The organism is Mangrovimonas sp. sgz306409 (assembly GCF_059735265.1).
The window spans coordinates 49,079-71,514 of sequence record NZ_JCAPEU010000007.1 but is presented as its reverse complement, the minus strand read 5'-3'; the positions used below and the strand labels follow the sequence as shown (position 1 = coordinate 71,514).

18 protein-coding genes and 1 pseudogene are annotated in these 22,436 nt (G+C 39.7%); 1 reads left to right on the top strand and 18 read right to left on the bottom strand.

Annotation, left to right across the window (positions count from 1 at the left end; all coding sequences use genetic code 11):
- Nucleotides 1-168 precede the first annotated feature (168 nt).
- Nucleotides 169-1,845 (top strand): ArnT family glycosyltransferase, encoded by a 1,677-nt coding sequence (locus AC6I5C_RS12530; protein WP_497905442.1) that lies wholly within the window; start codon nt 169-171, stop codon nt 1,843-1,845.
- A gap of 67 nt (nt 1,846-1,912) precedes the next feature.
- Here AC6I5C_RS12530 and AC6I5C_RS12525 read toward each other — a convergent pair whose 3' ends face one another.
- The 18 genes and pseudogenes from AC6I5C_RS12525 to AC6I5C_RS12440 all read right to left on the bottom strand — a co-directional run bounded on the left by AC6I5C_RS12525 (nt 1,913) and on the right by AC6I5C_RS12440 (nt 22,404).
- The gene (locus AC6I5C_RS12525) at nt 1,913-3,418 is read right to left on the bottom strand and encodes an efflux transporter outer membrane subunit (protein WP_497905441.1); all 1,506 of its coding nucleotides are present in this window, start codon (nt 3,416-3,418) and stop codon (nt 1,913-1,915) included.
- Nucleotides 3,415-6,579 carry an efflux RND transporter permease subunit gene (locus AC6I5C_RS12520; RefSeq protein ID WP_497905440.1) on the bottom strand — a complete coding sequence of 1,055 codons (3,165 nt, stop codon included), beginning with the start codon at nt 6,577-6,579 and terminating at the stop codon, nt 3,415-3,417. The genes AC6I5C_RS12525 and AC6I5C_RS12520 overlap by 4 nt, the downstream gene beginning before the upstream one ends.
- Before the next feature lie 11 nt (nt 6,580-6,590).
- Nucleotides 6,591-7,745: an efflux RND transporter periplasmic adaptor subunit gene (locus AC6I5C_RS12515; protein ID WP_497905439.1), complete on the bottom strand. Its 1,155-nt coding sequence runs from the start codon at nt 7,743-7,745 to the stop codon at nt 6,591-6,593.
- A 176-nt stretch (nt 7,746-7,921) separates the two neighbouring features.
- Complete coding sequence (locus AC6I5C_RS12510; protein ID WP_497905598.1) at nt 7,922-8,539, bottom strand: CatB-related O-acetyltransferase; 618 nt, start codon at nt 8,537-8,539, stop codon at nt 7,922-7,924.
- A 128-nt stretch (nt 8,540-8,667) separates the two neighbouring features.
- A complete protein-coding gene (locus AC6I5C_RS12505; protein ID WP_497905438.1) occupies nt 8,668-9,009 on the bottom strand; it encodes a hypothetical protein in 342 nt (113 codons plus the stop codon).
- 18 nt (nt 9,010-9,027) lie between these two features.
- Nucleotides 9,028-9,516 carry a hypothetical protein gene (locus tag AC6I5C_RS12500; RefSeq protein WP_497905437.1) on the bottom strand — a complete coding sequence of 163 codons (489 nt, stop codon included), beginning with the start codon at nt 9,514-9,516 and terminating at the stop codon, nt 9,028-9,030.
- Between the two features lie 614 nt (nt 9,517-10,130).
- On the bottom strand, nt 10,131-11,531 hold the full coding sequence (locus tag AC6I5C_RS12495; RefSeq protein ID WP_497905436.1) for an alpha-amylase family glycosyl hydrolase: 1,401 nt from the start codon (nt 11,529-11,531) through the stop codon (nt 10,131-10,133).
- Between the two features lie 27 nt (nt 11,532-11,558).
- Nucleotides 11,559-13,271, bottom strand: coding sequence for an amidohydrolase (locus tag AC6I5C_RS12490; RefSeq protein ID WP_497905435.1), 1,713 nt, complete (start codon nt 13,269-13,271; stop codon nt 11,559-11,561).
- An 86-nt stretch (nt 13,272-13,357) separates the two neighbouring features.
- The gene (locus AC6I5C_RS12485) at nt 13,358-13,837 is read right to left on the bottom strand and encodes a hypothetical protein (protein WP_497905434.1); all 480 of its coding nucleotides are present in this window, start codon (nt 13,835-13,837) and stop codon (nt 13,358-13,360) included.
- Nucleotides 13,838-13,899: 62 nt separating this feature from the next.
- A complete protein-coding gene (locus tag AC6I5C_RS12480; RefSeq protein WP_497905433.1) occupies nt 13,900-15,183 on the bottom strand; it encodes an APC family permease in 1,284 nt (427 codons plus the stop codon).
- A gap of 15 nt (nt 15,184-15,198) precedes the next feature.
- Nucleotides 15,199-16,152: a hypothetical protein gene (locus AC6I5C_RS12475; protein ID WP_497905432.1), complete on the bottom strand. Its 954-nt coding sequence runs from the start codon at nt 16,150-16,152 to the stop codon at nt 15,199-15,201.
- Nucleotides 16,153-16,370: 218 nt separating this feature from the next.
- Nucleotides 16,371-18,689, bottom strand: a complete 2,319-nt coding sequence (gene eutB, locus AC6I5C_RS12470; protein ID WP_497905431.1) for an ethanolamine ammonia-lyase subunit EutB — start codon at nt 18,687-18,689, stop codon at nt 16,371-16,373.
- 103 nt (nt 18,690-18,792) lie between these two features.
- Entirely contained in the window at nt 18,793-19,077 is a 285-nt protein-coding gene (locus AC6I5C_RS12465; RefSeq protein ID WP_497905597.1) for a GNAT family N-acetyltransferase, read from the bottom strand.
- A gap of 24 nt (nt 19,078-19,101) precedes the next feature.
- Nucleotides 19,102-19,977 (bottom strand): annotated as a pseudogene (locus AC6I5C_RS12460) (pirin family protein); the annotation flags it as partial.
- Between the two features lie 28 nt (nt 19,978-20,005).
- Nucleotides 20,006-20,581, bottom strand: a complete 576-nt coding sequence (locus tag AC6I5C_RS12455; RefSeq protein ID WP_497905430.1) for a TMEM175 family protein — start codon at nt 20,579-20,581, stop codon at nt 20,006-20,008.
- Between the two features lie 81 nt (nt 20,582-20,662).
- Nucleotides 20,663-21,238 (bottom strand): hypothetical protein, encoded by a 576-nt coding sequence (locus AC6I5C_RS12450; RefSeq protein ID WP_497905429.1) that lies wholly within the window; start codon nt 21,236-21,238, stop codon nt 20,663-20,665.
- A 26-nt stretch (nt 21,239-21,264) separates the two neighbouring features.
- A complete protein-coding gene (locus AC6I5C_RS12445) occupies nt 21,265-21,738 on the bottom strand; it encodes a hypothetical protein (RefSeq protein WP_497905428.1) in 474 nt (157 codons plus the stop codon).
- A 123-nt stretch (nt 21,739-21,861) separates the two neighbouring features.
- On the bottom strand, nt 21,862-22,404 hold the full coding sequence (locus tag AC6I5C_RS12440) for a hypothetical protein (RefSeq protein WP_497905427.1): 543 nt from the start codon (nt 22,402-22,404) through the stop codon (nt 21,862-21,864).
- Nucleotides 22,405-22,436: the final 32 nt, after the last annotated feature.

The window sequence follows — 22,436 nt, the reverse complement described above, 5'->3', positions numbered from 1 at the left end:
TTGGTAATTTCTCTCACAACAACTACGTTATTTGAACAGAGAATAAACGACCAATACCACAAAGGTTGGTGTGAATTTTGACTGTGAAGACAATCACTTTTTAGGAATTGAAATTTTACTGACTAAAATACCTCACAACAATCTTCTTTGGTTTCAATTATCATTTTAATGGACACCATCAAAAAGTTTACACGATCCATAGATATCGTAAACACTAAATTTTTATTGGGAAGCTTGGCAGTGCTTCTATTTGTTTTGCTGTTAACTTCCAGCAAATATCCCTTGGCCGAAACCAGTGAAGCCCGTTATGCCGAAATAAGCCGCGAAATGCTGGTTACCGGCGATTTTTTGCATCCGCAATTGTTGGGGATTTACCACTACCATAAACCGCCAATGACCTATTGGATTACGGTAGCAGGCTATAAACTGTTTGGCGTCAATGAATTTGGAAGCCGTTTTTTTCTGCAAATAGCAGTCATTTGCCAAGTAGTTTTGGTCTTTCTTTTAGGGAAGCTATTGTATAATGATAAACGGGTAGGTGCTCTAAGTGCATTGACCTATCTGGCCTTTCCCATTGTGCTTATTTCCAGTAGAAATTTAACCACCGATGCCTACCTAACAACTTTTATTATGGCTTCGGTTTTCTTTTGGTTGAAGCATTTTAAAACGGGAAATCCCCTTTATTTATATGTTTTTTTTATTGCTATGGCGACTTCTATAGTTACTAAAGGACCAGTATCTCTAATTTTTATTGTCAGCTTTGTAGTCTTGTTTCGCTATTCCCAGAAAGTGGGATTGAAATTGACTTGGAATCATGTTTTAGGGTTCCTTTTATTTCTAATATTAGCTTCAGGGTGGTTTGTATATTTGATACTCGAGGATTCGAAACTTTTGGATTATTTTGTGGTAGACCAATTGGCACATCGCATCAGTTCGGATTCATTCAATAGAGGCAAGCCTTTTTGGTTCTATATTCCTGTTGTATTGGGCTTGTTGTTGCCATGGGTTTTAATACTGATCTTTAGAAATAAAAAAGTTTTGAAGGAATTTGAAATTCAAACTAGTGACAAAGCGCTATTGATGGCCTCGGTTCTGGTTTTTGTGATTTTTTCACTTTTTAAAACTAAGTTGCTGATGTATCTATTGCCCATGTTCTGGATGTTGGCACTACTGATAGGGCATCAACTCACAAGGATTTCTAAACTAAACGTAAAGGTTTTGATGAATGTGGTTTTAGGTATTACCTTACTTGTGGCGTTAGTACCAATTCTGCTAAGTTGGCTCAAACCTAATTTCATTGTGTCTTCTGGAACATTATGGGCATTGGTGTTGTTAGTGATACTACTGGCAAGTATAGTAGCTTATGTTTTTAGAAACGCGCCTCAAACGAAATTGGTATTGCAGTTTATGGTATTTATCATTTCTACACTCGCCATGGCTCAAGTAGTGTTGATGCAAAATCCGCATTTGTCCAATAGTGTCAAGCCCATGTTAGCGAAAATAAATGAATTGGATCAAAGCAGGAATGATAAGGATACCATTTTGGTTTATGATTATTTGTTGTCTTCGGCACCCTTTTATTCCAATCTTAAAACTATTACACTTCATTACGATCATAATACTTCCGAAAGGGATTTGCAATTCCAACACAGCGAGGAGTGGAAAAATGGTTTAGTGGATTTAAAAAATGAAAATGATGTCTTTCGTTTGGCGCCAATGTGTGCCAATGGCAATACGTATATGTTGGTAAGAAGAAAGAAACCAATAGCAGAAGAATTTTCATTTTTAAACAAGTCTTTTTCCCATCATATCGACTATCCCAATTGGATTTTGTATTACAATTAAAGGGGAGGAAGGCCTATTAAAACAGATCATCCCTACAGAAACAATTGTAAATGATATTGCTTCAATATTACTTTTTGTTAGGTGTTTTTAAATCGGTTAGTTGTCCTTTATAGATAAGGGTGTCCCTTCTAACGCTATTGTCTTCTAAATTTAGTTGCTCTTCATAGGCCTTTGCATATGCTTCGCGTTCACTTTCACTAATCCAACCGCCTCCTAAAGCTTTGTAAAGTGTTATGTATGCCAAAAATACCTCTTTATAGGTTTGTGAATATTCCAGTTTGGCTGCAAAGGTTTGCCGTTGATTTTCTATAACTTCCAAATAACTTGTGACTCCTTTGTCATATCTTAAGCTAGAAAGATAGCTGGCACTTTCAGCAGCTTTGTATCGGAACTCTTTTATTTTTAGTTCCTCCTTAAGTGTTTGGACAGTAATCAAGGCATCATCTACTTCCCTAAAGGCATTCAATACCGTATTTTCATAAGCGAATAAAGCCTGCTTAGCACCTTCTCTTTCAATATCAACTCTCCTCTTGTTTTTGCCCCATTCAAAAAGAGGCCCTACAAGACTACCCTGTAAGCCCCATCCCAACCCATTGGAAATGATATTGGACAACTCTGGACTTCCATAACCTAAAACGCCTGTCAAACTTATCGTAGGAAAGCGTAGGGCTTCGGCGACTCCTATTTTGGCATGTTGCGACCAATAGTCATATTGGGAGGCTATGATATCTGGACGCCGCAATAGCAAGTCGGAAGGGAGTCCTGCAGGTAGGGAATCGGGCAGTTTTTTTTCTATGAGTGTGGCGGGGCTGGGTACTGGGCCGGGATAATTCCCTAAAAGTAATTTTAATCGGTGCTCTGTACGGGCAATTTGTCGCTGATAGAGAGGAATGGCCACTTCTGCAGTGGCACTCTGAACTTCAGCTTGATTGACATCCAATAGAGGGATAATGCCCTTTTCGTAGCGCAATTTAATAATGGTCAAGGCGCTATCCCTAACCTTAAAGGTATTTTGGGCAATGACCAATCGGGTACGGTAATCCAACAAATCATAATAGCCGGAGGCTACCTCACTGATCAAACTTAGTTGCGTGGCTCTTTTTGCATAGGCCAGAGACAACAAATTTGCCCGAGCAGATTCATTGCTACGTCTAATACGGCCCCATACATCAATTTCCCAGTTCAGGAATGTTTGAAAAGAATAGTTGCCTGTTACCTCATCAACCGTGACGTATTGAGGGTAATTGGTAGGTGTTAGGTTCCCTGAATAGCCTATGGCCGGTCCAAAATCGGCTTTACTAACGCCTAGTACGGCTCGTGCCTGTTCTATCCTGCTACTGGCAATTAATACATCTCTGTTATTTTCCAAGGCGGCTGTAATCAAGGAGTCTAGGACAGGGTCTTTAAAAAGTTCCCACCAATTTAGATTGATAACCGTATCCTGTTGAACATTAAACCTGAAATCAACAGGTTCGTTAACTTTTGGAGGTGTAAAATTAGGTCCGACGGCACAGGAGTAAATGGCTAAAACCAGCGTAACAAAGAGGCTATATTTTATGAGTTTGTGTGTCATTCCTCTTTATTTTCTATAGATTCCGAAGTCGCCTCTTTCAAGCGTTTTTTCTCATAACCAAATAGTTTGCCTACAAATACAAATAACATGGGATATAGAAAAACACCAACGAAGGTGGCTACAACCATGCCTCCCAATAAGGTCATTCCCATTACTTTTCGTGCTTCAGCTCCAGATCCCGTGGCAATGACCAAAGGGAATATCCCGAAAATAAAGGCAAAGGCCGTCATAAGAATGGGTCTAAAACGTTCTTTGGCTGCCATTATGGCCGCATCATACAAGCTTTTTCCGTTGTGGAATTCTTCCGTAGCAAACTCAACAATAAGAATCGCATTTTTGGCCGCCATACCAATAAGCATGACGAAGGACACTTGAGCAAACACATTGTTTTCAAAAGAAGGGGATAGGAACCTAGCAATGTACAATCCCAGAAATGCTCCAAAAATGGCAAAGGGAGTTCCTGCCAAAACACTAATGGGTAGGGACCAACTTTCGTATTGCGCAGCCAGAATTAGAAAGACGAAAATCATGGAAAGTCCCAATATGGGCAGCAAACCTCCAGAAGCCTTTTTCTCTTGATAGGAAAGTCCGTTCCAGGCATAGCCTACATCGCTGGGTAATACTTCTGCAGCTACTTCCTCTAGAGCGTCCAAAGCTTGCGTGGTACTATAGCCAGCGGCCGCTGCTCCAGAGACCTCAATAGACCTAAACAGGTTGAAGCGATTGGTGTAATCTGGTCCTGAAATATGTTCCATGTCAATGAAGGTCGACATAGGAACCATATCTCCGTTCCTGTTTTTAAGAAAGAAACTATTCAACCCCGATTCATCCTGACGGTACTCAGGTTTGGCCTGTATATAGGTTTTGTAAAGCCTTCCAAATCTGTTGAAATCATTAACGTAAGTACCTCCCATATAGGCGCCAACGGTAGCGTAGATGTCATTTAAAGGGATACCTAGTTTAAGCGCTTTTTCTTTATTGACTTCTAATAAACGTTGGGGTACCGAAGCATTGAAAGGGGTGAAGGCTCTTCCTATTTCAGGGCGTTCCATAGCTTTTTGCGTAAATATATTGGCTTGTTCGGCTAGATATTTTGGAGTGTTGCCTCCTCGGTCCTGTATCATAATGCTGAATCCTGATCCCTTGCCCAAACCGGGAATAGGAGGAGGACCAAAGGCCAAATTGATACTGCCCGGTATTTTTAGGAGCTCTTGATTGATGTTTTCAACAAACGCTTTGGCAGTAATACTCCGTTCATCCCAATCTTTTAGTTTCACGAACATCACCGCAGAATTGTTTAGAAAAGAAGTAGACAGCAAACTGTAGCCTGTTACATTGGTAACATATTGCACGTCTTCTTTGGCTACTAACAAATCTTCTACTTGTCTGGTGATGTCGTTAGTCCGTTGGATGGATGCGGCTGGTGGCAACTGAATATTCACAAAAAAGTAGCCCATGTCTTCTTCAGGGATAAAGCCCATAGGAACCACTTTTGATAAGACTCCCATGCCCACAATTAAAATCCCTATAAATATCAATCCTCTTTTGATCTTACCTGTAACCACATTGGTCACGGACATATAGCCACCGGTAGATTTTTTCATAAACTTATTGAACCCTCCAAATATTTTGCCTAAAACGCCTTTATAAGGCTTGGGTTCTTTTAAGAGTAAACTACAGAGGGCAGGTGATAGAGTTAAGGCGTTTACAGAGGATACAAGCACAGACAAAGCAATGGTAATGGCAAACTGTTGGTAGAGTTTTCCTGTGATACCGGACATACCCGCCACAGGAATAAAAATAGCTACCAATATTAAAGTGGTTGCAATCACGGGACCTGTAACCTTTTTCATGGCATCGATAGTGGCTGCTTTGGGTTGCATGCCCCTTTCAATGTTCACTTGTACCGCTTCCACCACAATAATGGCGTCATCTACCACGATACCAATGGCCAAGACTAAGCCCAACAGCGATAGAACATTAATGGTAAACCCAAGCATTGGAAAGAATATAAAAGCGCCTATAAGCGACACAGGAATCGCAAGACAAGGTATGAGGGTGGCTCGCCAGTCTTGAAGGAATAAAAACACCACAAATATTACCAAGATTAAGGCAATGATTAAGGTTTCAATAATGTCATCAATTCCGGCAGTAATGGCCAAGGTGGTATCCAATGAAATATCGTAGGAGATGCCTTCGGGAAATCGTGTGCTCATAAATGCCATGGCTTCCTTTATGCCATTGGCAACTTCCAAAGCGTTGGATCCTGGCGCTTGGTATATGGCAATCACGGTACAGACTTCTTTGTTCAGTCGTGTAAAGGCGTTGTATTTTTCAATGCCGAGTTCAACCTCTGCAATGTCCTTTATTTTTATTTCGGAGCCATCGGGTTTTTCGCGAACAATGATATTTCCAAATTCTTCTTCGGAATTAAAGCGGGAGGGCATTCTAACGGTATAGGTGAATTCGGTGCCTAGAGGCGCAGGTTCTGCCCCCAATTGGCCTCCTGGTACCAAGACATTTTGTTCATTAATAGCTTTGACAATTTCCGGGACTGTAACTCCCAATTGGGAAAGCCTGTCTGGTTTCACCCAAATCCGCATGGAATAATCTGAGCCAAACACGGTAACATCCCCAACGCCGGGAAGTCTTAACAGTTCGTCCCTAAGATTTATCAACGCATAGTTCCCCAGAAATTCTTGGTCAAAACTGCCATCGGAAGCGAGTGTGACCACCATCATAACATTAGACATGGCCTTTTTGGTGGTAACACCCAATTGCTTGACGGACTCCGGTAATCTGGCCGTAGCCGCGGCAGCTCTGTTTTGAACCAAAACCGCATTCATATCTGGATCTGTTCCCACATCAAACGATACCCTAATGGCCATAGTACCATCATTGGAGTTTGTAGACAGCATATAGAGCATGTTGTCCACCCCATTAATTTGTTGCTCTAGAGGTGTTGCTACCGATTCTTCGATATCTATGGCGTTGGCGCCAGGATATTTGGCTCTCACAACCACTTGTGGCGGACTCAGACTAGGGTATTGTTCAACAGGGAGCCCTGTTAAGGTAATAGCGCCTACCAGCGTAATAATAATGGCAATTACCATTGCTAATACGGGCCGACGTACAAATAAGTTACCCTTTGAATCGGACATAAAATTGGATATTAGTTTTCTACCTTGCTTTGATACTGAACTAATTTGGGGGCAACTTTCATTTTGGATTTTACTTTTTGAACTTCGTCAACCACAATTTGTTCACCGGGCTCAAGTCCTTTTTCAACAATGTAATAATCCTTATAATTTTTAAACACTTCGATATTTCGTATTTGCACAATGCCGTCATTACCCACCACAAACACCATATATTGTCCTTGAATTTCCTGGACGGCCTTTTGAGGAACTAAAATGGAATTCTCCCGCATGTTGACCAAGGCTCTTACCTTAGTGAATTGTCCAGGACGGATAAGTCTATCGGGATTGGGAAATGAGGCTTGAAGCAATATAGAGCCTGTACTAGGGTCGATATTACGGTCTATAAAGTCCAAGTGCCCTTTGTGAGAATGAATAGAGTTGTCGGAAAGAATCAATTCCAAGATTTGCTTGTCCGCCAAAGTTTTGAATTTTTTATCGGTATCGCCTTTTTTTACCAATAAGCGTTTCATAAATGTGAGGTATTCTGCTTCCGAGAGGAAGAACTGCACTCTTATAGTGTCAATATCCGAAACCGTATTTAAGATGATAGGGTTGGGTTGTTTTCCAACATATTCGCCTTCTCGAGCCAACGTTTTTCCAATGACCCCATTTATGGGAGCATAAATTTTACAGTGCCCTAAATTGATGGTTGCAATTTCTAGGGAAGCAAGGGCCGCTTTAAGCTCGGCATCTGCGGCTTCTTTTCTTGCCGTGGCCCCATCCAAATCACTTTTACTAATGGCATTCAAATCGGCCAAAGGTTTAATTCTGTTATAATCGCTATTTGATTTTGCCAGTAGTGTTTTGGCGGAAGACACAGCACTGTTGACTCTGGCAACTTCGGCTTCAAAAACTTGGGAATCGATACTGTAAAGAAGTTCTCCTTTTTCCACCCGATTGCCTTCTTCAAAATGTATGCCTTCCAAAAAGCCGTCCACACGCGCACGGATGGGAATATCTTTGATACCAAATACCTGTCCTACAAAATCCTTGTAAATGGGTACCGTTTCGGTTTTTAGCTGTATCACGCTTATAGGAGCAACCTGTGCGATGGGCTTTTCCGCTTCATGTTTGCAGCCAAAAAGGAGTAGTACTAAAAGAACAATGGAGTAATTGTGGTTAGGCATGTTTTGTACTTTAGTTCCTATAAAAATATGAAAAATCTAAAGAAAAACATTGCGATTTGAAATGTAAATAATTGTTTTTTAATTAGTTGTGTATTTTTTTGTAAGTATTGTGATGTGCTGAAAAGAATAAGGACTTTGCCCTTAGACTGACTGAAAGTCCTTTGAAGGTTGGCTATCTATAATTCATCTATGCTATTGGAGGTTAATTTTTGAATGTTCTGAGTGATTTTTTCTATGTCCCAATGCCACCACTGCAATTCCAAAAGCTTTTTTATGGTGTTTTCGTCAAATCGTTTTCTTATTTCTTTGGCAGGATTGCCACCTACAATAGCGTAAGTTGCCACGTCTTTAACTACTGTGGAATTTGCTCCTATAATAGCGCCGTCCCCAATGGTAACACCCGCCATAATTGTGGCGTTATGCCCAATCCAAACATCGTTTCCAATGATTACATCGCCTTTATAGGGATATGTTTTTCCTTCCATGGCTTTTTCCCAACCATTTCCGAAAATGGCAAAGGGATATGATGAAATTGAATTAGTGAGATGGTTGGCGCCATTCATGATAAAGGATACCCCAGAAGCAATCATGCAGAACTTGCCAATTATTAATTTATCGCCTGTAAAATCAAAAAGGTATTTGACGTTCCTCTCAAAATTGTCAACATTTTCAAAGTCGTCATAATAGGTGTAATCGCCTATAATGATATTCGGATTTTTGATAATGTTCTTTAAAAAGCAAAGTCTATCATAATTTTCAAGGGGAAATTTTAGGTCTTTGTCAGGGCCGTTCATTTTAGTTTCAGTGTTTTGTGGAATTGATAACTTTAAAGATAGGGAAAGGAAAGTAACTTTGGAAGATGCCATGGTTTTCCATTGAGTAAAATTTACAGTAATGCCTATTGCATTTTGAAATAGGTTGGTTATTGTATGCTATCAAAATACATTGTTAGTCTGGCTATGACTGTAATAATCATTGCTATGAAAACGATAGTGATGCCAGAATTGATGATTAACCCTATGATTTTTTGGGGAGTATTAGGTTCTTTAAGTCCTTTCATTGATTTAATAAACCCTATAATTCCAATAATAATTGTTGTTAGTGATAAGATACCAATAATTTCGTCAAAAATTTTAAAATTACTTTCAAGTGAATATTGAATTTTTTGAAATAGAGATGAATAAAGGAATACGTTGATTAATAGCAACAGTCCAATAATACCATATTTAAAGGCACTTTGTGAATATCTATTAAGGTTTTCCATTGGTTGCGAATTGGCCTTTTAATTGTTTGGGGCATCTCCAAATATACGATTGGTAAAATGCCTGTGTTTAATTTTTATATTGAATTTATTAAGAACACTTTTTAGTTCCGAATGCTGGGATTTATTTAGTTCAACTATTAACTCAGAATCATCTATGTTTAAATAGTAAAATTTAATGTCCTCTTTACCCAATGTGACTTGTTGGATGATATGTAAGTCAATGGTTTTTTCTGAATGCTCTAATTTTATGTGTAGTTGGTCGTTTTCAATTTCTATTTCTCCAATTCTGGAAAATATTAGCATATTGACTAAGGGAAAGAAGATAGCAAGGCTAATAAATATATTGGATAGAATTGTTATTAAAAACTCATACCTATTCAGTGTTTCAAAACCATTGGAAGCGGTAAAAACAATGAATGATGCGCAATAAAACAATAGTAAGCTTTTCCATGCCTTATAAATTATGCTCTTCTTCAAATAATTCGTGTTGATTATATCTGCCTTCATATAGTTATAGTTACATAAAACATCCAAAAACAATAATAAGAAAACAAACGGGATATGGGACTAATGGAAAAAGGAATGCTCCAACGATAAGGTTTCAGTTTGTTACAATTTGCTGTGTTCATTCAGGCTTTTGACTTTTCTTAAGAGAAATGCAACGGTTGGCCGTTGGGTTGCTTTAAAAATAAAAAAAGGAAACTAATTTAATCTTGTCGCTGCATGTTTACTTTCCATAAATAGTCTAAATGTCCTTTGAGATTTTTTCTTTGATTAACAAAAAACTAAGAATGATTACAATACTTATACCCATTACTAATAGGCCGTATTTGAATAATCCTGTGATAAAAAATGTAACAAATCCACCATAGCGAAGTTTATTTGATTTTTCAATGAGTTCAGAAATTATGTTGGACCTCTCCAAAATGAAATAACAGACAATACATAATATACTAATCATGTACAGCTTCACAATTTTTATATTTCTTTTATTCATTACTTAATTCTCGATACACTGCAAAGGTTTGTGTTCTTTGGATACTTATTCCGAGCAAAGCGAATTGGCACGACAAAGCTTAAGGCACAGAACACTATTTAGTGTTCTGTGCCATTATTTTGTACTATTTCACAAAAACCTTAAAAGCCCATGGTGCCATTTCAATTTTTGTGTTTTTATTGAGTTCCACAGGTTCATTTGAAATGAAGTCTTTATAGTTCCCGTAATACAAAGATTCCTTAAACTCTAAAGTCCTTTTGTTCTCTGAAAAATTAAAAACGGCAAAAACTTTATCCTTTTCATTTTGCCTAACAAAACTAAAAACTTCACTTTCTGCATTGTTGGGAACTTTTATCATGGTTGTGCCCCATTTGGCATGCCATAAAGCCGTGTTGGTTTTCATTAGCGCAAACAACTTCTTGTATAAATCACCTATATAATGTTCTTGCCATTGAATAGGATCCTTTTCAAAAAATGCCAGTCTTTTTTTGTTTCCAGCTTCCTGTCCGTTATATATCAAGGGCATTCCTTCCCCAACAACAGAAAGTACAATTGCAGCTTCCAAACCGTTCCCAAATTGCTCCCACATGGTGCCTTCCCAAGCATTCTTGTCGTGGTTACTTACAAAGGTCATGCGCATACTATTTTGAGGAAAGGCACATTCGTTCCAAGAATAGTAAATATACAGGCCATTAACATCTGCCTTTCCTGTACAGATCCTATGGACAGTTTCATTCCAGCTCCAAGCATAGGTCATGTCGAAGGCTTTGGCATGTAAATCTCTAAATTCCCATTCGGCCAGCATAAAAACGGGTTTTATGGCATCGAGCTCCTCACGGGCGTTATTCCAGAACTCTACAGGTACAAAGCCAGCCACATCACAACGGTAGCCATCAATATCTGCTTCCTTTACCCAATATTTCAAAGCATTTGTCATGTTTTTCCTAACCTCGGGTTTGTTATAATCGAGGTCAATGATATCATCCCAATCCCACCATGGAGTAGGTCTAAAATCTCCCTTATAATCTTTCTCGTACCAATCGGGGTGCTCTACCACCCAAGTATTATCCCAAGCCGTGTGATTGGCAACCCAATCTAGAATGACATGCATGCCTTGTTTATGGGCATCATCGACAAAGTTTTTTAGGTCCTGTAAATCGCCAAATTCAGGGTTGACGCCGTAATAATCTTTTACCGAGTACGGACTGCCTAAAGTTCCCTTTCTGTTCTTGACGCCAATGGGATGAATGGGCATCAACCAAATAATGTCCACTCCTAGTTCCTTTAAACGGGGCAGTTGCTTTTGAGCCGATTCAAAGGTACCCTCGTCCGTAAACTGTCTTGTGTTTAATTGATAGATTACGGCATTCCTTGACCATTCTGGATGAGTGAGCTTGACGTATTCTTGTGGTTGATACCTGTCTTCAATCTTAGGCTTAACATGCTCTTGCTTGTTTTCTTTTACATTGTTTTGACATGCAATAAGAAATGCTATTAAAAAGAAGTAGTAGACTGTGTTTTTCATATTGATGATTTTAATAGCGGGCAATGGCTATTTTCGTTTATAAACGCTTTTCCCTTCCTTAATAGTTTCCAGAACTTTAATGTCTTTTAACGTCATAGGATCAACCTTCAATGGGTTTTTATCCAAAATCACCAAATCTGCTAAGTTACCTTCACTTAAGGTCCCTTTGATATCATCTTCAAACAATTGATAGGCAGACCAAGATGTGATACATTTCATTGCCTCATAAGGTGTTAAACGTTCATTTTTGCCAATAATGTCTCCACTGCGTGAAACCCTATTTACAGTTGTATGCATGATCATCATTAGATTAGGTAGGGCAACAGGGGCATCGGTATGACTGGTAACATGAACGCCTTTATCCATACAAGTTTTGATTGGGCTAATGCGCATGGCTGCTTCTTCACCTATAATTTGTTTATACCAATCTCCCCAATAAAAAGTGTGCATTGGGAAAAGGGATGCTACAATATCATATTTTTTAAGGCTGTCTATTTGGTTTATCCTAATTAATTGACCATGTATTAGTGTGTTACGTCTGTCATTATTTCCATACTTTTTAACTGCAGGTTCAAGAGCTTTTAAATATTGGTCTAGAGCTGCATCCCCATTACAGTGGATTTGCATTTGCCAATTATTTTTTAGGGACATATCTACGATTCTCGCCACTTCATTATCATCAGGAATGGCAGGGTAACCTCTGTAATCTGCATTCTGTCCATCGGGAGGTAACGTATAGGGCACAGTTCTCCAAGCGGTTCTGCCTTGAGGAGAGCCATCCAACGTTAATTTAATTCCAGCGATTCTATAATGATTTTTATAGTCCTTGCCATACCATTCAGTTGCCATATACTGAGGATACATATAATCGACATAAGAATTGACATCTATCGGCATTTTTCCACGTTTGGCATAATCGGCCAACTGCAGATGGTTTTCCATAGCCCGACCTTCTTGAGCCGTTGTATAGCCATAACTGGTAGCTAATTCAAACCCTTTTTCAATAAAAAAATCACCTAATTCTGAAGAACTTGGTGTTAATACCTTTAACATGGCGGGAATACTCGCTAACTCTTCCATAACCCCATTGGGTTCTTGGCTATTAGGCATTCTTCGTATAATACCGCCAGCGGGGTCCTTGGTATCCTTGGTGATATTCAATAATTCCAACCCTTTAGAGTTTACTACACTGAAATGCCCCGATATGTGACAAGCCATTACAGGCAAATCTGTGGAAACTTGGTCTAAATCTTCCTTGGTTGGAAATCTATGCTCTTGGAGTGCGGCATCATCAAAGCCTAGTCCTACAATCCAACCATTGGTTTTGTCAACTCCATTTTTTTTATACCAGTCTTTTAGTTCCGATATAAGTTCTGGAATGGTATTGCATTTCCCATCTGGCGAAGCCAATAAATTGGCACATACAGCTTGAGAGCCAAAGCTGCTGAAATGGGAGTGGCCATCTATAAAACCTGGAACCAATGTTTTTCCTTCCAAGTCTATCATAGTATGTCCTCTACCTGCCTTAGTCATTGCCTCTGCCGATTCTCCCACATATACAATCTTGCCCCCCCGAACAACAAGCGCTTGGGCATACTCTGGAGCATCGCTTTCCATTGTTATAATATCGCCGTTGTAATACACTGAGGTACCGGTACCATCAATTACGGGAGTTTCTTTTTTACAGGAGGAAAAAAGTACAAGACTTAAAACAAGAGCCCCCAAAATTTTTAATTTCATAATATATAATTTTTACAGCAGGCAATGGTTTTGTTTGATTTCTTTGAGAGGAAAACTCAAAACAATAAAGGGACATGGTGTTGATATTAGTTTATTTGTTTCAATATTTTCATTTGGTTAACTAACTTGTTCAAGCCATCATAAACTTCTTTACAAAATCCAAATTTTGTTTCTTCATTATTTATTTTTAAATCTATTTCATATCCTGTACCACCGGCATATCCGCCACATCCTGAATTCGATTCTTTGGCTTCACTTTCAAAAGCAATAACTAAATCAATCAATCCATAAATAGACCCTGAGAAATGCTCGTTTTCAGATTCTTCATTCGTTGATGAATGATAAAAAAACATTTTCTTGTTCCGTTGTGTTATATAGATTCGACCATAATTTAAATCTACGCATCCTGATAATTGTTTGTATATTATTTCGATTTCTAAGGAATCAGTGTTTTTGAATTTTTGACTGATTATCTCAGGATACGTTTTATCTATCTCAGTTTTATGTTTTGATCCACTACAACTAATTAAAATTATAAGAATAAAAAGTACTGAGTTTAGTTTCATCCAATTTTAAATTAATGTCAAGCCTTTTATAAATATAGTTGTTTTTGTGCTTTATAAAGCTATCAGTTTCTAGACCTCTCAGACCGCTTATACAAATATTCCATCACAAAACAGCCAGCAATAATTCCAAAGGATACCAAAATGCCAAGCAAATTAGTGCGATACTGTTGCTGAATGAGTACCACAAGGGCGGTCATGCACAAAACAAAGCCAATTAAGGGAATGAATTTATTGCTTCCTGTGTCTCCGGCCAATCTGAATCCAACCAGATTAACGATTCCAAAGATTAATAGAAAACCCATACTACCAGCGGTAGAAATGCTTGCCAATTTCAAAACATTTACAAGAATTAAAGTGGCCATAGAAGTAATTAACAATCCAATAGGGTGGTTCCAGAATTTAGCCAAAAAGTGATGCGGTAGTTCATCATCTTCGGCAATTTCATAATTCACCCTACTACCGCCGTAAATCGAGGCATTAATGGCGGAAAAGGTCGAAATCAAGGCTGCTATGGTAATAATAGTAAAGCCTGCTTGCCCCAACATGGGTTTGGCAGCTTCAGCCAATACATAATCCTGTGCATCCGCAATATTTTGGAAAGGTAAGGAGCCCACCGTAACCAAAGCAATGATGACATATAGGACAATCACAAAAAGGACTGAAGTATAATAGGCCCTTGGAATATTGCGGCTGGGATTGACAATATCTGGAGCGGCATTGGCAATCAGTTCAAAACCTTCATAAGCCACAAAAATAACCATCCCTCCCGCAAACAAATGAATAAAGGGTTCCCAATTGGCAACGGCCAATTGTTCGAAATTGGGATTCCCCATTAAACCATAGGCCCCAATACCAATAAACCCGATAAGAATAATCAGTTTAATAACGACGGCATAAGATTCTATTTTACCAACCACAGCAATACTATAATAATTAATGGCCGTAGCCAACACAATAATGCCACTGGCGTAAATATGAAAATCGATGCTTTTATCATGTGTGATTTGCCACAGGTTAGGGGCATAGGCTCCAAAGGCCGAGGCATACAAAGACAACATGATAATATAACTCACCCACAACAGATTATTCATAGCACCACTAAACACCGATTTCCCAAATCCTTGATTGATAAATTTTACGGTGCCGCCACGGTCAGGATAGTGCAAGGAGAGTTTTACGTAAGAGTAGGAGGTAATCAAGGCCAACAGTCCTGCCCATAAAAAGGCAATTGGTGTGCCGCCTTTTGCCAAACTTACGGCTAGTCCCAACACAGCAAAAATGCCGCCACCAACCATACCGCCAATGCCTATGGAAATCGCTTCTTTAAGGCCTATCTTTTTGTTCATATAAACCTTGATTGCTTAATACACTTTAAAGCCTGTATACATTTTGCGTTCTATACAATTGGGAATTTCTGATATCAAGAGGTAATGCCCAGGGTCCAGTTGAACTTTAAAAAAGCCTTTGCTTTTTTCGGGTAAATCTTCAACACCTCCCAGAAAACTTACACCTTTGGGAGCTGGCGTCCTAAAGGCTTTAATGTTGGCCGTGTTTAGCCATTGGCCTAAGGTGGTTACTAAAGAATCATTTTCAAGCTTCACCAGATTAACATCATGCCCCAACATATGCTCGTATTTCTTTTGATCTTCAAAATCTACGGAAAAGGTATAGGATCCTGCTTTAAGCGAATCGACAAACTGAATGCCGCGCTCACTGGATATTGTTATAGGGAGGTCCGCTTTGGGCGGTTCCAGATTATTAGGAGTATTTTGTACTCTTAATTCTTTAAGCATACCCATAAAAGTATGGGCCATACCATCAGGCATTCGGACATAACATTCCATAACATAGGTGCCAGGGCTTAGGTATACCGTAGACTCTGATGAGGTTTGTCCAGATGTTAACCCAACACCTCCGCCCAGTTCTACACGTTGGAACCATTCTGGAATATTCTGAAATGCTTGCATGCCAGCCTCAATATTACCTTGGTCAAAATGCTTGAATGCTGCTAAAAAAGGAGGAATCAACTCTTGTTTAAAGGCTTCGATGCCCAAGCTATCTGGCATTTTTTCTAGAATAAAGAAGTGCGGATCCAATGAATTGTTTTCATATTTAAAAGTGGTCCAACCGTAAGGGATATCATCTACCATTTCAAAGTTCATTCCGGTGGAACTTACAGTTACATAATTTGGGGAATCCATGGAATTTGTACTGTTAACAGGGGACGTATTACGTTTAGGACTGTCTTTACAGGAAGTCAAAATTGCAACAGCGATAAAAAAGGGGGCTAAAAATGTTTTCAAAAGTAATTTCATAATGAATGAATTTTAGATAGAAATACAAAAAAGCTTCTTTAAAGATAATATTTTGTTTTTTAAGGGTGTAGCCGAGAAACTGGAGGGCCTACGTTTATCTGTTTCTAAAATTGACTGCTGAGTTTTGCCTGAAGTTTATGGTCGCTTTAGAAATTAACTTTAAAGTTTCAAATTAGATAGTAGGTTTGGAGTGTTTATTTGAGAAATTACTGGAAATATCAGCCTGTTTTTTGGGTAAGAAATAGGGCATTCAAAATATTCGCCGTATTGGTAATGGCTAATTGTGGGGTGAGTGCTGTATCGGAGATGCCTGAAACCACCTTGGATATATTGTGGTCTACAGAGCCCTTATCTTGCCATACCGAATTTGGGGCAACGGTTAAATAGGCCGAAAAATTATGGTGGCCCGAGCCTGGGCGCTCCCCGATGATATGGACGATACCATGAGGCTTTGGTTCATTGGATGTATTGCCAAACAGAAGTTCTCCACAGGCATATCCGGCACGGACACGACCGTTGGTAATCATGATTGGTTGCTTGCTTAGGCTGTAACCCTGTGATTTCAGTGCTTTGGTCAATCCATCCAAAAAGGGAATCAAATGGCCTTCATCCATCAATGCTCTGGCGTTAAGTCCGTCTGAAATGATGATTTGAATGTCAGGTGCCGTTTCCCAAGTATTTTTTAGGGAGTTAACCTGGTTTATGGCATCGGGGTTTAAAACTTCACCCGATTCTGGATGGTACACGTAATCCTTTCGACTATGGGAGGCCGTAGCAATGGCTAATGATGCAGGAATGCTTTGTACAAACTCGGGTTGCATTTCAGTCCACAGACTTACCTTGGCATCATCATATAAATACTGTACTTGCTTCTCCAATTCAGGCTTTAAATCCCAATAGTTTTTGCCGTAACCCTGAGCAATAGGGACACCGCGGTTTTCTATGCGCGTAATGGCATCTTTACCTTCATTATAAATAACCTCCATAGTTCTAGTGTCGTTCTTGGCTTGTCGGTATTTATAATACACCCAGATAGGATCTCCAAAATGTTTCGTGGGGTGTCCTTCCTTGTCGATAACTTCTAATTTTTTAAAGAAGTCCCACATGGCATCATTCACTTTGTAACCAAAGTCTTCTCTAATTCTGACATGATTATTGAAGGCCGTAGTCAAATAGCTTAACATTGGGTCGTTTTTGGTGGGAAGTGCCATTAAATAGGCTGGATTTGCTGGCATGACCTGTGAAATGCACCAGTCTAAATCCTGTAAATTCACATCCATATGCAGGGTGGAGCAGATGTCCAATCCTATGGTGAGGCCGTGGAGTTTGCCCATCACGGTATCTTCCAGGCAACAGCGCACCAATTGTTCCTTGGTTCTAAACACTTCCGGACCAATAAATCCGGCAACATCATTCACGTGAACCCAAGAGTTGTTATCACCTTTTAAAGCACTGATTTTTTGTTTCAAAACCCTCAAGAAACCATATTTCCGAGATTCATGCATTACCATATCAAAGCCTTCGGCATGGCCGTTGGTGAAATCGGCACCTTGCCCAGTTTCGGCATAAAAGCCAAAATGCCCATCACGAAGGGATGCATACTGCAGCATTTTACCAATAGTGACATCAAAGGTATTATTGGCATTCACCGTGCCGGCAATACTCTGAAACCAGATGCCGGTGCTTCCCGGATGTTGACGTTCCACTTCAGCTTGCACATCTACATGGGATAGCACACAGTTTGGAATGGTAGTTTCCAAACCAAAACTTGAAATGATATCAAACAAAGCTTTTTCAATAGCAGCTACAGATTCGGGTTCACTGGAAACAGGATTGGTGCCCAACACCACATCACCAACCGCATAAGACCAAGCATTAAACACTTGCCATGAAATATCTTCGGTATTATCTGTGGGGGAGTTGGGTTGTACACGGGCGCCCATATACCCCTTACTGCCGATGTTACTGTTGGGCAGCGGATTAAACACCTTGCTTCCAATGGCAATGAGCTCGTCGTTGGACATTAATTTTACCACATAGGCTATGGTGTCACTGCTAAGGCTTGGCATGATGTTTTTAATATCAGCTTCGGTACTGTGTAGCAAAAATTCTTTGAGCTGTTGTAGGGTCCAGGAATCGATCTTGGTGTTGGTAGGGAGTGAGTTTACAATCAAGTTTGATAGTTCATCTTGAAACACATTGTGGTTTGAAAGCTCTTTGATAGCGGTATTACCCAATAATTGTCTGGCATGAATCCTGGATTGTTCATTGGCTGCAGCTATGTTCAGGGTTTGGTCACCTTCCTTAAAGTCGTTTGCGGCCCCTAAAATCTGTTTGTAAAGTGTATTGTCAAAAGTTCCTTTAATCCTGTTGATATATCCAAAAACGTCTTCACCCTTTTGGGGTTGTTCAATGTTAGGGGCTTTTGGGCCAGAAAGAGTCGTTTTAGATTCAGAGGCTAGGATAGGAGAGCCATTCAACAATAAAAGGGAGGCTCCAGTAATACCTGCTTGTTTTAAAAATTCTTGTCTGGTCATAGCGGCACGGAATTTTTAGTGAATAACCAAGATACTGAATTTCAAAGTAATTTCCGAAATAAGACTGGATTGGGATTATTTAAAACCCGTTTGTGCTCAGTTTCTACCTAAAAAGCATCTCATGTAAGCTTTCGTCCTGTTCCATGACCCGTTTGGCATATGGACACAGCGGTAAGATTTTAACTCCTTTGGATTTGGCGTATTCCACACCTTTTAGCACCAATTGTTTGCCGTAGTCCTTGCCTGAAAACTTTTCAAAGGTTTCGGTGTGTTCTATAATGAATTTGTTTTTGCCGGCCCATACATAGGTCATTTCTCCAGCGGGTTGGCCATTCTCCAAAATGGTAAACTTTCCCTTTTTGTCGAGCTCTTCTCTTATAAAGCTCACAACATCCTTTGGTTTATCGTAAATAGGTAGGGGCACAAATTCTGCGTCATCTCCAGGCACTTTTGGAAAGGCTTCCAGATTTTGTTCGCTCCAATTGACTTTTGCTTGCTCCAAAATGTCTTTATCCGAGTTCACAAAATTCCAATGGATAAAACGTTCTTCCGGGAATGAGGTGCCTCCAAAAATGTACACAGTTGTATTGGCTTCCATTTCAAAAGCACATAAGGTACTGTCTTTGGCAATTAAAATTTGCTTTGGACCATATTGGTGACCATCACTTTTAATGCCCCCTTCCAAGATATAAAGGGCCGATTCCCCATAGAGATCTTTGCCAATGGATACCATTTGTTCGTTGCCGCTTTTTAACTCTAAAAAGTACAGGGCACTGTGAACCGGTACAGGTGATGTTTTGCCAAAGGCTTCGCCTGCAATAAGCTTGATTTGAATACTATTGTCTTCCCAAGAGGGGATGTCGGAGGCCTCAATATGGTGAAAAGACGGTTCCGATTGTTCCAAATCTTTAGGAAGCCCTACCCAAATTTGAAGTCCGTGGAGTGTTTTGTCAGTGGTTCTCAAATATTCAGGTGTTCTTTCGGAATGGACCACGCCTTTACCGGCGGTCATCCAATTAACCGCCCCAGGCTGTATTTCCATGGCCGTTCCCAAACTGTCTCTATGAAAAATAGCGCCCTCAAACAAATAGGTAAGGGTAGACAAGCCTATATGCGGGTGTGGTGGTACATCCAAATTTTGATAGTCCTTAAGTTCAGCTGGTCCCATATGGTCAATAAACACGAAAGGACCAACCGCCCGTTTTTGGCGAAAGGGCAAAAGCCTACCAACTAGAAAATTGCCGATATCGGCAGCGCGTTCTTCTATAATCAATTGAATGTTGGACATGGTAGAGTGAGTTTAAAGAATTAGTTTTTCAGTTTTGAAGGGTGTTTTCTATCCGCTTATCAGGGATGATCCACATAATGGCCACTATAATGTAGCATAGAATGCCTATAGCAGGAATAAAAAAAGAAGCTACCACGCCTACAAGGTACAAAGCAAGGGAAGCGTATTCTTTCTTGTTTCCGGAAAGGGCCTTGCCAATTTTGGAAGTTTTACCTTCAAATTTAATCGCTGCTTTTTCCAAAACTAAAAAGGCAATGGCAGCCAACAGGAGGTTCATACCATAAAGAGCAACGGGGTAGGTGTCAAAATGGTTTTCACCCATCCATCCCGTAGTAAAAGGCACCAAGGACAAACTGAACAATAAAAATAAATTAGACCACAGAACACTGCCGTTTACTTTTTCCATAGCCTGAAATAAATGGTGGTGGTTGTTCCAATACACGCCCAAATAGATAAAACTAAGCACATACGACATGAATTTGGGAAGTACGGGTTTTAGGGCCTCCCAACTGGAACCTTCCGGGACTTGCATTTCCAAAACCATAATGGTAATGACGATGGCCAGAACACCATCGCTAAAGGCTTCTAATCTGTTGGTAGTCATGGATGTATTTTTAGTGTTGGATTGATTAAGGTAAATTACACCAAAAATGCGTGATGGACAAGAGGAAAGTTTTTGGCAGATTTAGAGTTTTTTTATCATAAAATCATCAATCCAGAAGCTGCCGGGTTGGAGCAAGTTCAATTGCACCCGTAGCCATTGCTCCTTGGGAACGTTAACTTCATAAGAAAACTGTTGCCAATTCTCAATTTGGGAGTCGGTATCAATAAAGGAAATCATGTTGCCTGTTTTTGCAGAGACACCACCAGCGCTCAACTTAAATCTAGTCCCTCGGTTACGGATCCAAAAACTTATTTGATACTTAGCTGGACCTTCATATTTTCCAATATCAAAAAACTCATTGGTAAACCCAGGGGAATTCCAACCGCCATGGGCTCTGCAGGAGGTAATATCGAACTTTAGGGATTGCTTACCTTCTTTATAGATGATGGTGTCCAATACAATTTTGAAATCGGCATTGGGAACTGTGTTGGGGGTATACAATAACCAATTTACAGGTATGCTGTTTTTGGAAACCTCAAAGCTGCCATTGAGTCCCGCAGAGGGATCTGTAACCTTTTCACTCAATTGTCGGCATGAAGTCAATAATATGTTGAATAAAACAAGGAATGTTAAACAGGATCTTGTATATCGCTTCATGATGTGGGTATTAGAAGAATGAGGTGTTATTCAATTAACTTTTCACCGTATTCTAGATAATGGTTGATGGCTTTTTCCCAGCCTTTCATGGTTTTCTCAAAGGCCTTGTCAAGCTCAGTAGCAATCCATTTATTTTTACTGTCTTTAAGCCCTGTGTACTCATAAGTAATGTTTGCCGTAGTGCTACCATTGTGATTATTTTCCAGGACAATATAGATTCTTACCACTTCTTCCTTGGGTGTAATTCTAACAAATTCTACCTTATGATGCTCGGGGTCATGTTGGGTAACATACCAAATCGTTGGCTCTTTGCCGTGATGGGGTGTTGAAAATACGCAGCCTTTTTCAACAAGTCCTGACTTGGAAAAAATCATGGTGTAATCCCAACCGTCAATCCAATCCTTTTCCCTAACAGGGCACAATAGGGGAAATACCTCATCTGGAGTTCCATTGTTGATTTGTTGATAGGATTTTGTTGCTTGAATTCCTTGAAAAGCCATGGTTTTGCTTTTTAATAATGCCTAGTTGTAGGCTCTATGTACGATAGTTTGGGAAGGAAAAATGCTAAGATAAAGGTAAGGAATTTTGAAGAAGTATGTTGTTAGCAGGAGAGAAGCTAGTTGTTATTGGCAGTTGGACTGCAGTATTTTGTTTTTCCACTGAATCCAATATTCCTGAAGGCCTTCTGGAGTGGTTTTTAAATCGCTTATCTGTAATTCATGTCCTTCCATGAGGGCTTTAGAGAGTTCTTGCTTTCTTTTGGCTAAGGCGGGCGTATGATTCCAACCTCCAACATGGTCAAAGGAGGTATAGGCGTCGCAGGCTTCTTTTACGGTTACAAATGGAATAGATAAAGAATACACAACTTGGCCAGTTCCCATGCCCTCCGTACTCATTTGTATGTTTGAAAAATCTACCTTACTGTAATGCTCATTTTTATAAAGCTCTTTTAATTTATCACCTACGGCAGCCGACATTTTGTTGGAAAATTGATGGGCAACATCAGAGCCGTTGATAAATTCAGGACCAGTATAAGTACCCGTGCAACCTTTTTCGGAACATTGTATGTTCGAGTTTTGATTTGCATAGGAGTTAAGATTTGTATCTGTTTTCAGACCTGTGAAAATACAAATGCTTAGAAGTAGACTGGAGATGAATTGATTCATGATTAGAAGTTTAGGAATAGATTGAAGGAAGC

What these genes read in the sequence shown, in the direction of transcription:
- AC6I5C_RS12505 (WP_497905438.1), bottom strand. Translation starts at nt 9,009, where the DNA reads ATGGAAAACCTTAATAGATATTCACAAAGTGCCTTTAAATATGGTATT.
- AC6I5C_RS12455 (WP_497905430.1), bottom strand. Translation starts at nt 20,581, where the DNA reads ATGACTACCAACAGATTAGAAGCCTTTAGCGATGGTGTTCTGGCCATC.
- AC6I5C_RS12500 (WP_497905437.1), bottom strand. Translation starts at nt 9,516, where the DNA reads ATGAAGGCAGATATAATCAACACGAATTATTTGAAGAAGAGCATAATT.
- AC6I5C_RS12440 (WP_497905427.1), bottom strand. Translation starts at nt 22,404, where the DNA reads ATGAATCAATTCATCTCCAGTCTACTTCTAAGCATTTGTATTTTCACA.
- AC6I5C_RS12445 (WP_497905428.1), bottom strand. Translation starts at nt 21,738, where the DNA reads ATGGCTTTTCAAGGAATTCAAGCAACAAAATCCTATCAACAAATCAAC.
- AC6I5C_RS12485 (WP_497905434.1), bottom strand. Translation starts at nt 13,837, where the DNA reads ATGAAACTAAACTCAGTACTTTTTATTCTTATAATTTTAATTAGTTGT.
- AC6I5C_RS12510 (WP_497905598.1), bottom strand. Translation starts at nt 8,539, where the DNA reads ATGAACGGCCCTGACAAAGACCTAAAATTTCCCCTTGAAAATTATGAT.
- AC6I5C_RS12480 (WP_497905433.1), bottom strand. Translation starts at nt 15,183, where the DNA reads ATGAACAAAAAGATAGGCCTTAAAGAAGCGATTTCCATAGGCATTGGC.
- AC6I5C_RS12475 (WP_497905432.1), bottom strand. Translation starts at nt 16,152, where the DNA reads ATGAAATTACTTTTGAAAACATTTTTAGCCCCCTTTTTTATCGCTGTT.
- AC6I5C_RS12530 (WP_497905442.1), top strand. Translation starts at nt 169, where the DNA reads ATGGACACCATCAAAAAGTTTACACGATCCATAGATATCGTAAACACT.
- AC6I5C_RS12490 (WP_497905435.1), bottom strand. Translation starts at nt 13,271, where the DNA reads ATGAAATTAAAAATTTTGGGGGCTCTTGTTTTAAGTCTTGTACTTTTT.
- AC6I5C_RS12525 (WP_497905441.1), bottom strand. Translation starts at nt 3,418, where the DNA reads ATGACACACAAACTCATAAAATATAGCCTCTTTGTTACGCTGGTTTTA.
- AC6I5C_RS12520 (WP_497905440.1), bottom strand. Translation starts at nt 6,579, where the DNA reads ATGTCCGATTCAAAGGGTAACTTATTTGTACGTCGGCCCGTATTAGCA.
- AC6I5C_RS12450 (WP_497905429.1), bottom strand. Translation starts at nt 21,238, where the DNA reads ATGAAGCGATATACAAGATCCTGTTTAACATTCCTTGTTTTATTCAAC.
- eutB (WP_497905431.1), bottom strand. Translation starts at nt 18,689, where the DNA reads ATGACCAGACAAGAATTTTTAAAACAAGCAGGTATTACTGGAGCCTCC.
- AC6I5C_RS12515 (WP_497905439.1), bottom strand. Translation starts at nt 7,745, where the DNA reads ATGCCTAACCACAATTACTCCATTGTTCTTTTAGTACTACTCCTTTTT.
- AC6I5C_RS12495 (WP_497905436.1), bottom strand. Translation starts at nt 11,531, where the DNA reads ATGAAAAACACAGTCTACTACTTCTTTTTAATAGCATTTCTTATTGCA.